This is a genomic window from Streptomyces sp. NBC_01723, from assembly GCF_036246005.1.
Taxonomy (GTDB): Bacteria; Actinomycetota; Actinomycetes; order Streptomycetales; family Streptomycetaceae; genus Streptomyces.
Map to the genome: position 1 here is coordinate 677587 of NZ_CP109171.1, position 13018 is coordinate 690604.

Below are 13018 nucleotides of genomic sequence, written 5' to 3' on the forward strand. Positions count from 1 at the left end.
CGCCGGTCCCTCCCTGGGACCGGCGCCGTTCAGGCGAACCTGGCGGGCGGGGCGCGTGACGGCGGCCCGGCGCGTCGAGAACTGACCCGTGGAGCTGCCGCAGATCCCGCCCATGCTCGCCACCCCCGGCGTCCTGCCGCCCGCCGCGCTGGACGGGCGCTGGGCCTACGAGACGAAGCAGGACGGCCAGCGGGTGGTGGTCTACCTGCCCGGCGACGGCAGCCTGCTGCTGCGCGCCCGCTCCGGCCACGACATCACCGCCGCCTATCCCGAACTGGCACCGCTCGCCACCGCCCTCGGCGCCACCCCCGCGGTCCTGGACGGCGAGGTGCTGGCCCTGGACGAACAGGGCCGCGCCGACTTCCAGTTGCTCCAGTCCCGGATGGGCCTCGCGCACGCCCCCGCGCGGGCGGCGCGCCGGGCGGCCAAGGTCCCCGTCCACCTGGTGCTGTTCGACGCGCTGCACCTGGCGGGCGAGTCCCTGCTGCGCCTGCCCTACACCGGCCGCCGCGAGCGGCTGACGGACCTCGGCCTCGCCGGTCCCGCCTGGTCCACCCCCGCCGCGCTGGTCGGCCACGGCGCACAGGCCCTGCGCGCCACCCGCGAGCACGGCCTGGAGGGGCTGGTGTGCAAGCGGCTGGACTCGGTGTACGAACCGGGGGTCCGCTCCCGCGCCTGGATCAAGATCCGCAACATGCGCAGCGAGGACGTCGTGGTCGGCGGCTGGCTGCCCGGCAGGGGACGCCTCACGGGCCTGCCCGGCGCCCTCCTGGTCGGCCAGCGCGCCGGGGGCCGGCTGCGCTACGTCGGCGGCGTCGGCACCGGCTGGAGCGCGGCCGAGCGTGCCGAACTGGCGGCCCTGCTCGGGGCGGCGGCCACGGACGTCTGCCCCTTCGACCCGGTGCCGGTGGTGCCGGGAGCGCGCTGGGTCGTCCCCCGGCTGGTCGGCGAGGTCCGCTACAGCACCCGCACGCGGGACGGCATGCTGCGCCAGCCGTCCTGGCTCAGGCTCCGCCCGGACCTGGCGCCCGAGGAGTCGGCGGCCGACATTCCGGACGACCCGGGATGAAAGCGTGACGGAGCATCATCCATTGGGCAGCGCTTCACCGCGGTGACGCCCGGGCGCCCTTGGCGCGGGAGTGAAAAGACGGGACCCTGAACGCCCCTTCCCCCCACAGCCGTTGGGCTGCGCCCGCAGAGGAGAACGCGATGCCCTCGCGTACCGCCACCCCCCGTCGCCTGAGATGGCTCACCGCACCGCTCGGTGCCCTCGCCCTCGTCGTCGCCTTCCCCACGAGCGCGTTCGCCGCCCCGCCGCCCGGACTGCCCGCCAACGCGGACGGCCTGGAGCAGACGTACCAGCCGGCCTACGACTACGACACCGACGGCTGCTACCCCACGCCGGCCATCGGCGCCGACGGGACGGTCAACGGCGGGCTCAACCCGACCGGCGCGCTGGGCGGCAACTGCCGGGACGCCGCCGACCTGGACAACACCAACGGCTACTCGCGCGCCAAGTGCAACAACGGGTGGTGCGCCTACATGTACGGCCTGTACTTCGAGAAGGACCAGGCACTGCCCGGCAGCAGCCTCGGCGGCCACCGGCACGACTGGGAGCACGTGGTGGTGTGGGTGCGGGACGGCGCGGTGCAGTACGTCTCGACCTCCAACCACGGGTCGTTCAGCGTGCACGCGCGTTCGGCGGTCCGCTTCGACGGCACCCACCCGAAGATCGTCTACCACAAGGACGGCATCAGCACCCACTGCTTCCGCCTGGCGAACGCGGGCGACGAGCCGCCGGAGAACCACAAGGGCGGCTGGCAGTACCCGGCGCTGGTCGGCTGGAACGGCTATCCGGCGGGCGTGCGCGACAAGTTGGCCTCCCACGACTTCGGCAGCGCCAACTTCGGCCTGAAGGACGGCAGCTTCGCCTCCCACCTGGCGGCCGCCAAGCCCTCCGGCATCCCCTTCGACCCGAACGCCTGACGGCCGGACGCCCGGACGGGACCCCCGGGGAGACGGACGACACCCGGCCGGTCGGGCGAACCACGCGACCCGGGCACCCCGGTGAGCACTATCGTGTCCGCATGTCCGACCCCGAACTGATCCGTATCGTCTCGCGCGACTCCCCCATGGCCCTCGCTCAGGTCGAGCGCGTCCGGGCGGAGCTGGCGGCCCTCCACCCCGGCGTGCGCACCGAGGTCGTCCCGGTGAAGACCACCGGAGACAAGTGGCTCGGCGACCTGTCGCTGGTGGAGGGCAAGGGCGCGTTCACCAAGGAGGTGGACGCCGCCCTGCTGTCGGGCGAGGCCGATCTCGCCGTGCACTGCGTCAAGGACGTGCCCGCCGACCGGCCACTGCCCGCCGGCACGGTGTTCGCCGCCTTCCTGGAGCGCGACGACATCAGGGACGCCCTCGTCCACCCGGAGGGGCTCACCCTGGACGAGCTGCCGGCCGGTACCCGGGTCGGCACCTCCTCGGTGCGCCGCGTCGCGCAGCTGGCCGCCACCCACCCGCAGCTGCGGTGCGTGCCGTTCCGGGGCAACGCCAACCGGCGGCTGGCGAAGCTCGCCGCCGGTGAGGCGGACGCGCTGCTGCTCGCGGTCTCCGGCCTGGAGCGCATCGGCCGCCGGGACGTGGTCAGCGAGGTCCTCTCCCCCGAGACGATGATGCCGCCGATCGGCGCGGGCATCCTCGCCCTCCAGTGCCGCGAGGACGACACCGCGCTGATCGACGCGGTCAGCGGCCTCGGGCATCCGCGGACGCACCGGGAGGCGACGGCGGAGCGCATGTTCCTGCACGTTCTCCAGGGGCACTGCAACAGCCCGATCGCCGGGTACGCCCGCGTGGACCGGAGCGGGGAACTCTCGCTGCGGGCCTGCGTGTTCACGCCGGACGGCAAGACGCGGCTGAACGCCCACGAGTGGGCCGGCCGGCTCGACCCGGCCACCCTGGGCACCTCGGTCGCCGTGGCGCTGCTGCGTCAGGGCGCCCGCGAGATCATCGACGGCATCGCGCACTGAGGCGCCGCGGCCCGGCCGCGCCCGCCCGGCGGATCAGGCGGAGCCCTCCTCCGCCTGTCCCCGCAGGAAGGCGCTCACCTGGTGCGCCAGCTCCTCGCCCCGCACCGCGCCCGGGGCCGCCCCGGCGGCTCCGTCGGGCAGTCCGAGTCCGCCGCTCCACAGCCGGCGGTCGGCCCACTCCTCGTCCACCCGCAGTTGGACCTGGACGTCCACCTGCCCGAGACCCGCCTCCGGGCCGGCCGCGTAGAGCACGGCGGTGGCCCGGCGCAGCGGGTAGACGTCGAAGCCCTCGATGAACTGGGAGTTGCGCCAGTCGAGGAAGGCGCTCTCACCGTCGGGACCGATCCGCACGTCGATCTGGCCGTCCTCCAGGTGGATGCCGAGGTGCCGGGCGCCCCGGTTCTCGACGGTCACCCGGACACAGAAGTACGTCAGCCCCTCGGCGGCGTCGTCGCGCCCACGCGGCGGCTCGGCCGGCTCAAGACGGTGGACGCGGACCCGCAGGCCGGCGTGCTCGTCGTACTCCTGCCAGTCCCCGACCACGTTCGGCTCGTACACGGTGCCCCTCTCGACCTCTCGACGCTGCTTCCTATCTGTGCGCTCAGTGCACTGTCAAATGAGCGGAATGCGCTGTGGCCAGGGATTTCGTGCCTTTTGATCGATGATCAAGCGCTGCCCAGGAAGGATCCGCCGGGGCCCGCGCCGGACGATCACGGGGAGCGTGCCGCACATCACTTCCGGCCCGTCCGCCGTGCCGATCACCGGCCCGCGGCCGTTCGAGTGGCCGTTCGGCCCAATCGCGCTCAGTATCCATATGTACGAGGACTTGCCAGCACCCCTGCCGAGGGAGGTGCGCGTGATGCGTGTCGCCGGCCGTACCAAGCCCCACCCGCACGACGACGCCCCCGACACCGCCGCGGCGTTCGACCGGCTCGCCGGGCTGCCCGAGGGACCCGAGCGCCAGGCGCTGCGGGACGAACTGATCCGGAGCTGGCTCCCGATGGCGGAGCGGATCGCCGTGCGATTCCGGGGCCGCGGCGAGAATCTGGAGGACCTCTACCAGGTGGCGGCCCTCGGGCTGGTCAAGGCCGTCGACCACTACGACCCGGAACGCGGCCACGCCTTCGAGGCGTACGCCGTGCCGACCGTGACCGGCGAGATCAAGCGGCACTTCCGCGACCACATGTGGACCCTGCACGTGCCGCGGCGGATCCAGGACCTGCGCAACCGGGTGCGCCGCTCGGCCAAGGAGCTGGCGCAGACGACGCCGGGGCGGGCGCCGACGGTGGACGAGATCGCCGAGCACGCGCAGCTGACCGTGGTCGAGGTCCGCACCGGCATGGAGGCCCTGGAGTGCTTCACCGCCCTGTCGCTGGAGGCGGAGATGCCCGGCACCGACGGGTACGCCCTCGGGGACGCGCTCGGCGGTCCCGATCCGGCGTTCGACGCGGTGGTGGACCGGGTGGCCGTCCGGCCGTGCCTGGAGGCGCTGCCCGAGCGCGAGCGCACCATCCTCTACCTGCGCTTCTTCGGCGGGATGACGCAGAGCCGCATCGCGCAGCAGCTCGGCATCTCGCAGATGCACGTCTCCCGGCTGCTCACGGGCTGCTTCGACCGGATCCGCGAGGAGATCCTGACGGAGGCCCGCTGAGGGGTATCAGCGCTCCGGCGGGGCGCCGGGAACACGGGCTGGGCCTTGCCGGTCCAGGGTGTCCTCCAGCGCGGCCCGTATCCGTGGCGGCATCACTCCGGTGCGCCCCCAGACGAGGATCGTCTCCGCGACGTCGCGGAGTTTGACGTTCGTGTGCTGGGAGACCTCGCGCAGGATGATCCACCCCTGGTCGGGGGCCACCCGGCCCAGGACGACGATCATCCCGATGGCCTGGTCCACGACGGCGTGCGAGACGACCGCCTCCTTCAGCTGCCGGACCTGCTCCTGCAGCTGGAAGACCTGGTCCGAGCCCGTGTCCGTGGACATGGTCACCTCCGGATCCGGCGGGTCACCGCCGCCTGTGCCGCGCGGGACCGCTGCGCCGCCTCCATGGTCGCGACCCCCGGGGCGTCCCGCCACTGGGCCGTACGGGGCGCCCGCGCCACCGTTTCGGCGTCGCCGCCGGGGTACTCGGCAGGCGCCCGCCGCACTCCCGGCCGGACACTGGTGTGGAGCCGGTGGCTGCCGGTGGACGAGACCAGGACGCGACTGCCATGAACCATGACATGACCTGCCCCGCCGGCGCGGACAGCCTGATGTCCACGCACTCCGTGTACGGGGCGCCCTGCTGGGTGAGTCTCACCAGCCGTGACCTGAAGGCCACCGAGGAGTTCTACTCCGCCGTGCTGGGCTGGCAGTGGCGGCCCGGCAAGCTGGGCGAGCCCTTCCGCATCGCGCTGGCCGACGAGGTGCCGGTCGCCGGGATCGCCGCGGTGGCCGCGATGTGGCAGATGGCGGTGGCGTGGACGCCGTACTTCGCCGTGCGCAGCGCGGACGAGGCCGTGTCGCGGGCGCAGGAGCGCGGCGGGACCGCCGCGGTCGGGCCGATCTCCCTGCCGCCCGGGCGGGCGGCGCTGCTCGCCGACCGGGACGGCGCGACCTTCGGGATCTGGGAGGGCGAGCTGTTCACCGAGTGGGACGCCTGGCGCATGTCGCGCCCCGCGTTCATCCGGCTGCACACGCGTGACGCCTTCGACGCCGCCATCTTCTACGGCGAGATCTTCGACTGGGCGTCGGGCGAGGGCTGCTGCGAGGTCCGTTACGAGGGCGACGAGGTGGTCCTGCGCCATCAGGGCGACGTCGTGGCCCGGATCGAGTCCGGCGCCCTGGAGGCGGCCCCGGACCCGGCCGTGCGGCCGCACTGGCAGATCCACTTCGCGGTGGACGACGTCGGGGCGTGCGCCCGGGCGGCGGAGCTGCACGGCGGCAGCGTGCTCTCCCTGAGCGGCGACGAGGGCGTGCTCCGGGACGCCGACGGCGCGCAGTTCACGGTGACCGCGCGCCGCCTCGACAGCTGACCTCACCGGCTCACCGGCCGGTGCGGGACGGCCGGGAGAGCAGCACCAGACTGCGCTGCTCGACGGTCACCACCGTGGCCGCCTTGTGCTCCGCCTCGTCGGGGACACCCTCGGGGTCGGCGGTGTCGACCAGGGCCGTCCAGCGCTCTCCGTAGGCCGCGCCGGGCAGCCGGAAGTCGGCGGCCTCCCAGTGGCTGTTGAACAGCAGCAGGAACGAGTCGTCGACAACCGGCCGTCCGCACGGGTCGGGTTCGGCGATGGCGTCGCCGTTGAGGAAGACCCCGACGGCGTGCGCGTCGGAGCGCTGCCAGTCGGCGTCGGTCATCTCCGTGGCGTCCGGCAGCAGCCACACCAGGTCGGGCAGCGGCTGGTCCGCGCGGGTGACCGTGTCGCCGAGGAAGAACCGGCGCCGGCGCAGCACGGGGTGGTCGGCGCGCAGCGCGATGACCCGCCGGGAGAAGTCCAGGAGGGCGCGCTGCTCGTCGTCCAGCCGCCAGTCGATCCAGGAGATCTCGTTGTCCTGGCAGTAGGCGTTGTTGTTGCCGCGCTGGGTGCGGCCCATCTCGTCGCCGTGGCAGAGCATCGGAATGCCCTGGGAGAACAGCAGCGTGGCGAGGAAGTTGCGCTGCTGACGGCCGCGGAGTTCCCGGACGGCCGGGTCCTTGGTCGCGCCCTCGGCGCCGCAGTTCCAGGACCGGTTGTGGCTCTCGCCGTCCTGGTTGTCCTCGCCGTTGGCCTCGTTGTGCTTGTCGTTGTAGGAGACGAGGTCGCGCAGGGTGAACCCGTCGTGCGCGGTGACGAAGTTGACGCTGGCGCGAGGGCGGCGCCGGCTGTGCTGGTACAGGTCGGACGACCCGGTCAGCCGGGAGGCGAACTCGCCGAGGGTGTGTTCCTCGGAGCGCCAGAAGTCCCGTACGGCGTCCCGGTACTTGCCGTTCCACTCCGACCACAGCGACGGGAAGTTGCCGACCTGGTAGCCGCCCTCGCCGACGTCCCAGGGCTCGGCGATCAGTTTGACACGGCTGATCACCGGGTCCTGCTGGATGAGGTCGAAGAACGCCGACAGCCGGTCCACCTCGTGGAACTGCCGGGCCAGGGTGGCCGCGAGGTCGAAGCGAAAACCGTCGACGTGCATCTCGGTCACCCAGTAGCGCAGCGAGTCCATGATGAGCTGGAGGACGTAGGGGTGCCGCATCAGCAGGCTGTTGCCGGTGCCGGTGGTGTCGTAGTAGTGCTGCCAGTCGCCGTCCACCAGGCGGTAGTACGAGGCGTTGTCGATGCCCCGGAAGGAGAGGCTGGGGCCCTGCTCGTTGCCCTCGGCGGTGTGGTTGTAGACCACGTCGAGGATCACTTCGAGGCCGGCCTCGTGCAGCGTCTTGACCATCGACTTGAACTCGGTGACCTGCTGGCCGCGGGTGCCGTGGGCGGCGTAGCCGTTGTGGGGCGCGAAGAAGCCGATGGTGTTGTAGCCCCAGTAGTTGGACAGGCCCCGGTCCTGGAGCACCCCGTCGTGCACGAACTGGTGCACCGGCATCAGCTCCACGGCGGTCACACCGAGGGACGTCAGGTGCTCCACGACCGCCGGGTGCGCCAGCCCGGCGTAGGTGCCGCGCAGTTCCGGCGGGACGTCGGGGTGGGTGCGGCTGAGCCCGCGGACGTGCGCCTCGTAGATCACGGACTCCGCGTACCGGCGCCTGGGCGGGCGGTCGTCGCCCCAGTCGAAGAAGGGGTCGGTGACGACGCCGAGCATGGTGTGCCCTGCGCTGTCGCCCGGGTCGGCCCTGCCCTGCGCCCGCTCGAAGAGGGAGGCGTGGTTGTCCACCTGCCCGTCCACCGCGCGGGTGTAGGGGTCGAGGAGGAGCTTCGCGGAGTTGCAGCGGTGTCCGACCGCCGGGTCCCACGGACCGTGGACCCGGTAGCCGTACCGCTGCCCCGGGCCGACGCCGGGCAGGTAGCAGTGCCAGACGAAGCCGTCGACCTCGGGCAGTGCGATCGTGCTGTGGGTGCCGTCGTCGTCGACGAGCACCAGGTCGACCCGTTCGGCGACCTCGCTGAACAGCGCGAAGTTGGTGCCCTGTCCGTCGAAGACGGCGCCCAGCGGGTAGGGAAGCCCGCTCCACACGGGCGATCCCTTCCAGTTCGGCCTCTCGCGGGTCACCGGGCCTCCTCCAGTACGCCGGCCGCCGGGCGGGCCAGCCGGGCCACCGGCATGACCTCGCGCGGCACCTCCAGGCCCTCCTGGGTGATCGGCTCGGGTGACGTGGCCACCAGCGGGACGCGTTCGGCGGACCGGGCGCGCCGGGAGAACCAGATGACCTTCGCCCCGGTGTCGGTGGCGCAGCAGCCCCAGCCGTCGCTGTTCGCGGCGAGGTGCTGGAGGCAGGTGCGCAGGTCCTGGTCGGGACGGAGGGCGTGGTCGTTGCCCGCTACGGCCGTGATGAGGTGCTGGTGGTTCCACCACATCTCGATCGACGTGTTCTTGTCGCTCGCGTGCTCGTCGATCGCCCGAAGCAGCATCTCGGCACCCGAACAGACGGGGTCGACGAGGTTCTCCAGGTTCCAGAACCGGAGGTGAGCGGCCAGGATGCGCCTGACCTGTCCGACCCGTTCCGGGCTCACTTCCACGTCGAGGTGGTAGTAGCAGGGCACTGCGGTCTTCATCGTCGTGGCTCCTCACCGCGAAGGCTCCCGCTCCTCCCGTCCCTTGGGGGACGGGCTCCCCGATCACGAAGCGTGAGCGCTGATCGCTTCTGAGTCACTCCAGAGTGAGAGCGGTAGTCCATTCGTGCAACACGAGGGCCGAATCCCGGCAAACGGGGGGAAAGCGGGGCGCCGACGAGCGAAGGAAAAGTTGAAGATCCAACAAGACGGCGCGTCACCACCCGTGCACCATGTGTGAAGAACTCGATCGTCCGTACCACCGGACCGTCCGGAAGGTGACCGGCCATGCTGCTCCCCGCGAAGAGCGAAGTCGCCCGGCAGCTGCGGCATTACCGCGCCTGGGAACGCTCGATGCTGGTGTCCCCCACGGACGTCACGGTCCGCACCACCTTCGAGGACTCCGGCTACACCCTCTGCGTACTGATGGGAAAGCGGTGCGCGCGCGAGGCCGCCGACGCCGCCGAGAGGTATCTGCGGACGAACCTGATCACCCATGCACAGGAGCAGCCGGAACGTTTCGCCCCGTCGGGGCCGATGACCCCCTCCGGCGCGGCCTGACCCATCGGCCGGGCGCCCGCCCGGCCCCGAGCACGGCGGAGGTGAGAACGGATGACTACGACCGTGGGCATCGGACGTATCCCGGTACGGGACGTCCACCCGGTGGTGGAGCACGGCAGGCGGCCGGCGAAGGCGGTGACGGGGGAGACGTTCGAGGTCTCCGCCTCCGTGTTCCGGGAGGGACACGACGCGGTCGCCGCCAACGTCGTGCTGAAGGACCCGGAGGGCCGGCCGGGCCCGTGGACGCCGATGCGGGAGCTGGCGCCCGGCAGCGACCGCTGGGGCGCCGAGGTCACCCCGGGCGCGCCGGGCAACTGGACCTACCGGGTGGAGGCGTGGAGCGACCCCGTCTCCACCTGGCGGCACCACGCGCGCATCAAGATCCCGGCCGGCATCGACGCCGGCCTCGTTCTCGAGGAGGGGGCCGAGCTGTACCGGCGGGCCGCCGCGGGCGTGCCGGGGACCCCGGGGCGCTCGGTGCTGCTGGCCGCCTCGGAAACCCTGCTCGACGACACGCTGCCCGTGGCCACCCGGCTGGCGGCGGCGTTGACGCCGGAGGTGGACGCGGTGCTGGCCCGCCACCCGCTGCGGGAGCTGGTCACCTCCTCCGACCCGCTGCCCCTGCTGGTCGAACGCGAACGCGCCCTGTACGGCGCCTGGTACGAGTTCTTCCCCCGCTCCGAGGGCACCCCCGAACAGCCCCACGGCACCTTCCGCACCGCCGCCCGCCGCCTGCCCGCCATCGCCGCCATGGGCTTCGACGTCGTCTACCTCCCCCCCGTCCACCCCATCGGCACCACCCACCGCAAAGGCCGCAACAACACCCTCTCCGCCACCCCCGACGACGTCGGCGTCCCCTGGGCCATCGGCTCCCCCGAAGGCGGCCACGACACCCTCCACCCCGCCCTGGGCACCTTCGACGACTTCGACCACTTCGTACGCACCGCCACCCAGCACGGCCTCGAAGTCGCCCTCGACTTCGCCCTCCAGTGCTCCCCCGACCACCCCTGGGTCCACAAACACCCCGACTGGTTCCACCACCGCCCCGACGGCACCATCGCCTACGCCGAGAACCCGCCCAAGAAGTACCAGGACATCTACCCCGTCGCCTTCGACGCCGACCTCGACGGCCTCGTCACCGAGACCCTGCGCGTCCTGCGCCTGTGGATGAGCCACGGCGTGCGCATCTTCCGCGTCGACAACCCCCACACCAAACCCGTCGTGTTCTGGGAACGCGTCATCGGCGAGATCAACCGCGCCGACCCCGACGTCATCTTCCTGGCCGAGGCCTTCACCCGCCCCGCGATGATGCACACCCTCGCCCAGATCGGCTTCCAGCAGTCCTACACCTACTTCACCTGGCGCAACACCAAGCAGGAACTGACCGAGTACCTCACCGAACTGACGGGGGACGCCGCCTCCTACATGCGGCCCAACTTCTTCGCCAACACCCCCGACATCCTGCACGCCTACCTCCAGACCGGCGGCCGCCCCGCCTTCGAGGTCCGCGCCGTCCTCGCCGCCACCCTCTCCCCCACCTGGGGCATCTACAGCGGCTACGAACTGTGTGAACACACCCCCCTGCGCGAGGGCAGCGAGGAATACCTCGACTCCGAGAAGTACCAGCTCAAACCCCGCGACTGGGCCGCCGCCGCCCGCGAGGGCCGCACCATCGCCCCCCTCGTCACCAAGCTCAACACCATCCGGCGCGACCATCCCGCGCTGCACCGGCTGCGCAACCTCCGCTTCCACCGGACCGACAACGACGCGCTGATCGCGTACAGCAAGCGCCTCGGGTCCGACGCCGTCCTGGTGGTCGCCAACCTCGATCCGCATCGCACCCAGGAGGCCACGATCTCCCTCGACATGCCGCAGCTCGGCCTGGACTGGCACGAGACCGTGCCCGTCCACGACGAACTCACGGGTCAGACCTACCACTGGGGCCGGACGAACTACGTGCGCCTGGAGCCCGGCGGGGCTCCCGCCCACGTCTTCCACGTCCGCCGGCCGTCCGCCGCGCCCCAGAACGGAGGGTCAGGAGCCTCATGACCGTCAACGAGCCCGTGCCGGACACCTTCGAGGACACCCCGGCCAAGGACCGCGACCCGGACTGGTTCAAACGAGCCGTCTTCTACGAGGTCCTCGTCCGCTCCTTCCAGGACAGCAACGGCGACGGTGTCGGCGACCTCAAGGGCCTGACCGCCAAGCTGGACTACCTGCAGTGGCTGGGCGTGGACTGCCTCTGGCTCCCGCCCTTCTTCAAGTCACCGCTGCGCGACGGCGGCTACGACGTCTCGGACTACACCGCCGTGCTCCCCGAGTTCGGCGACCTCGCCGACTTCGTCGAGTTCGTCGACGCCGCCCACCAGCGCGGCATGCGCGTGATCATCGACTTCGTCATGAACCACACCAGCGACCAGCACCCGTGGTTCCAGGAGTCCCGCAAGAACCCCGACGGCCCCTACGGCGACTACTACGTCTGGGCCGACGACGACACCCAGTACGCCGACGCCCGCATCATCTTCGTCGACACCGAGGCGTCCAACTGGACCTACGACCCGGTGCGCGGCCAGTACTACTGGCACCGGTTCTTCTCCCACCAGCCGGACCTCAACTACGAGAACCCGGCCGTGCAGGAGGAGATGCTGGCCGCGCTGAAGTTCTGGCTCGACCTGGGCGTCGACGGCTACCGCCTCGACGCCGTTCCCTATCTGTACGCCGAAGAGGGCACCAACTGCGAGAACCTGCCCGCCTCGCACGCCTTCCTCAAGCGCGTCCGCCGCGAGATCGACGCCCAGTACCCGGACACCGTGCTGCTGGCCGAGGCCAACCAGTGGCCCGAGGACGTGGTCGACTACTTCGGCGACTACTCCGCGGGCGGCGACGAGTGCCACATGGCGTTCCACTTCCCGGTCATGCCGCGCATCTTCATGGCCGTGCGCCGCGAGTCGCGCTACCCGGTCTCCGAGATCCTCGCCAAGACCCCGGCCATCCCGTCCGGCTGCCAGTGGGGCATCTTCCTGCGCAACCACGACGAGCTGACCCTGGAGATGGTCACCGACGAAGAGCGCGACTACATGTACGCGGAGTACGCCAAGGACCCGCGGATGCGCGCCAACATCGGCATCCGGCGGCGGCTCGCGACCCTGCTGGACAACGACCGCGACCAGATCGAGCTGTTCACCGCGCTGCTGCTCGCCCTCCCCGGCTCACCGATCCTGTACTACGGCGACGAGATCGGCATGGGCGACAACATCTGGCTCGGCGACCGCGACGCGGTGCGCACCCCGATGCAGTGGACCCCGGACCGCAACGCGGGCTTCTCGACCTGTGACCCCGGACGCCTCTACCTGCCGACGATCATGGACCCGGTCTACGGCTACCAGGTGACGAACGTCGAGGCGTCCATGGCCTCGCCCTCGTCCCTGCTGCACTGGACCCGGCGCATGATCGAGATCCGCAAGCAGAACCCGGCCTTCGGCCTGGGCACCTACACGGAACTGCCCTCCTCCAACCCGGCCGTCCTGGCCTTCCTGCGGGAGTACGAGGACGACCTGGTGCTGTGCGTGAACAACTTCGCGCGGTTCGCGCAGCCCACCGAACTCGACCTGCGCGAGTTCGCCGGACGCCACCCGGTGGAGTTGTTCGGCGAAGTCCGCTTCCCTGCCATCGGCGAGCTGCCGTACCTGCTGACCCTCGGGGGCCACGGCTTCTACTGGTTCCGGCTCACCCGAGTCGCATCCCGCATCGGCCGCCGCGCTTGAGCC

At 71.6% G+C, this 13018-nt stretch carries 13 protein-coding genes; 8 read left to right on the top strand and 5 right to left on the bottom strand.

What is annotated here, in order from left to right; genetic code table 11:
- Nucleotides 1–88: 88 nt before the first annotated feature.
- The 3 genes from OIE75_RS03160 (at nt 89) to hemC (ending at nt 3023) form a co-directional block, all read left to right on the top strand.
- Nucleotides 89–1069 carry an ATP-dependent DNA ligase gene (locus tag OIE75_RS03160; protein WP_329469408.1) on the top strand — a complete coding sequence of 327 codons (981 nt, stop codon included), beginning with the start codon at nt 89–91 and terminating at the stop codon, nt 1067–1069.
- Nucleotides 1070–1209: 140 nt separating this feature from the next.
- A complete protein-coding gene (locus OIE75_RS03165) occupies nt 1210–1986 on the top strand; it encodes an NPP1 family protein (RefSeq protein WP_329469410.1) in 777 nt (258 codons plus the stop codon).
- 101 nt (nt 1987–2087) lie between these two features.
- Nucleotides 2088–3023, top strand: coding sequence for a hydroxymethylbilane synthase (hemC, locus tag OIE75_RS03170; RefSeq protein WP_329469412.1), 936 nt, complete (start codon nt 2088–2090; stop codon nt 3021–3023).
- Nucleotides 3024–3056: 33 nt separating this feature from the next.
- Here the strand turns inward: hemC and OIE75_RS03175 are convergent, their stop codons facing one another.
- A complete protein-coding gene (locus OIE75_RS03175) occupies nt 3057–3581 on the bottom strand; it encodes a hypothetical protein (RefSeq protein ID WP_329469413.1) in 525 nt (174 codons plus the stop codon).
- Nucleotides 3582–3882: 301 nt separating this feature from the next.
- Between OIE75_RS03175 and OIE75_RS03180 the strand changes: the two genes are divergently transcribed.
- Nucleotides 3883–4674 carry a SigB/SigF/SigG family RNA polymerase sigma factor gene (locus OIE75_RS03180; protein ID WP_064726236.1) on the top strand — a complete coding sequence of 264 codons (792 nt, stop codon included), beginning with the start codon at nt 3883–3885 and terminating at the stop codon, nt 4672–4674.
- Between the two features lie 6 nt (nt 4675–4680).
- Here the strand turns inward: OIE75_RS03180 and OIE75_RS03185 are convergent, their stop codons facing one another.
- Both OIE75_RS03185 and OIE75_RS03190 read right to left on the bottom strand, forming a co-directional pair.
- A complete protein-coding gene (locus OIE75_RS03185; RefSeq protein WP_307009440.1) occupies nt 4681–5001 on the bottom strand; it encodes an ANTAR domain-containing protein in 321 nt (106 codons plus the stop codon).
- A gap of 2 nt (nt 5002–5003) precedes the next feature.
- On the bottom strand, nt 5004–5237 hold the full coding sequence (locus tag OIE75_RS03190; RefSeq protein ID WP_307009441.1) for a hypothetical protein: 234 nt from the start codon (nt 5235–5237) through the stop codon (nt 5004–5006).
- Between OIE75_RS03190 and OIE75_RS03195 the strand changes: the two genes are divergently transcribed.
- A complete protein-coding gene (locus OIE75_RS03195) occupies nt 5229–6032 on the top strand; it encodes a VOC family protein (protein WP_307009443.1) in 804 nt (267 codons plus the stop codon). The two genes, OIE75_RS03190 and OIE75_RS03195, sit on opposite strands and share 9 nt — an antisense overlap.
- Before the next feature lie 10 nt (nt 6033–6042).
- Here the strand turns inward: OIE75_RS03195 and glgX are convergent, their stop codons facing one another.
- Both glgX and OIE75_RS03205 read right to left on the bottom strand, forming a co-directional pair.
- Nucleotides 6043–8190: a glycogen debranching protein GlgX gene (glgX, locus tag OIE75_RS03200; RefSeq protein WP_329469414.1), complete on the bottom strand. Its 2148-nt coding sequence runs from the start codon at nt 8188–8190 to the stop codon at nt 6043–6045.
- Complete coding sequence (locus OIE75_RS03205; protein WP_307009447.1) at nt 8187–8693, bottom strand: pep a2; 507 nt, start codon at nt 8691–8693, stop codon at nt 8187–8189. Before OIE75_RS03205 ends, glgX begins: the two co-directional genes overlap by 4 nt.
- A 285-nt stretch (nt 8694–8978) precedes the next feature.
- Here OIE75_RS03205 and OIE75_RS03210 point away from each other — a divergent pair, with 285 nt between their 5' ends.
- Genes OIE75_RS03210 through treS form a run of 3 tightly spaced genes read left to right on the top strand, consistent with a single transcriptional unit; the run spans nt 8979 to nt 13015 of the window.
- Nucleotides 8979–9251, top strand: a complete 273-nt coding sequence (locus OIE75_RS03210) for a DUF5133 domain-containing protein (protein WP_329469416.1) — start codon at nt 8979–8981, stop codon at nt 9249–9251.
- Nucleotides 9252–9302: 51 nt separating this feature from the next.
- Nucleotides 9303–11300 carry an alpha-1,4-glucan--maltose-1-phosphate maltosyltransferase gene (locus tag OIE75_RS03215; RefSeq protein WP_329469418.1) on the top strand — a complete coding sequence of 666 codons (1998 nt, stop codon included), beginning with the start codon at nt 9303–9305 and terminating at the stop codon, nt 11298–11300.
- Nucleotides 11297–13015, top strand: a complete 1719-nt coding sequence (gene treS, locus OIE75_RS03220; RefSeq protein WP_307009452.1) for a maltose alpha-D-glucosyltransferase — start codon at nt 11297–11299, stop codon at nt 13013–13015. Before OIE75_RS03215 ends, treS begins: the two co-directional genes overlap by 4 nt.
- Nucleotides 13016–13018 lie beyond the last annotated feature (3 nt).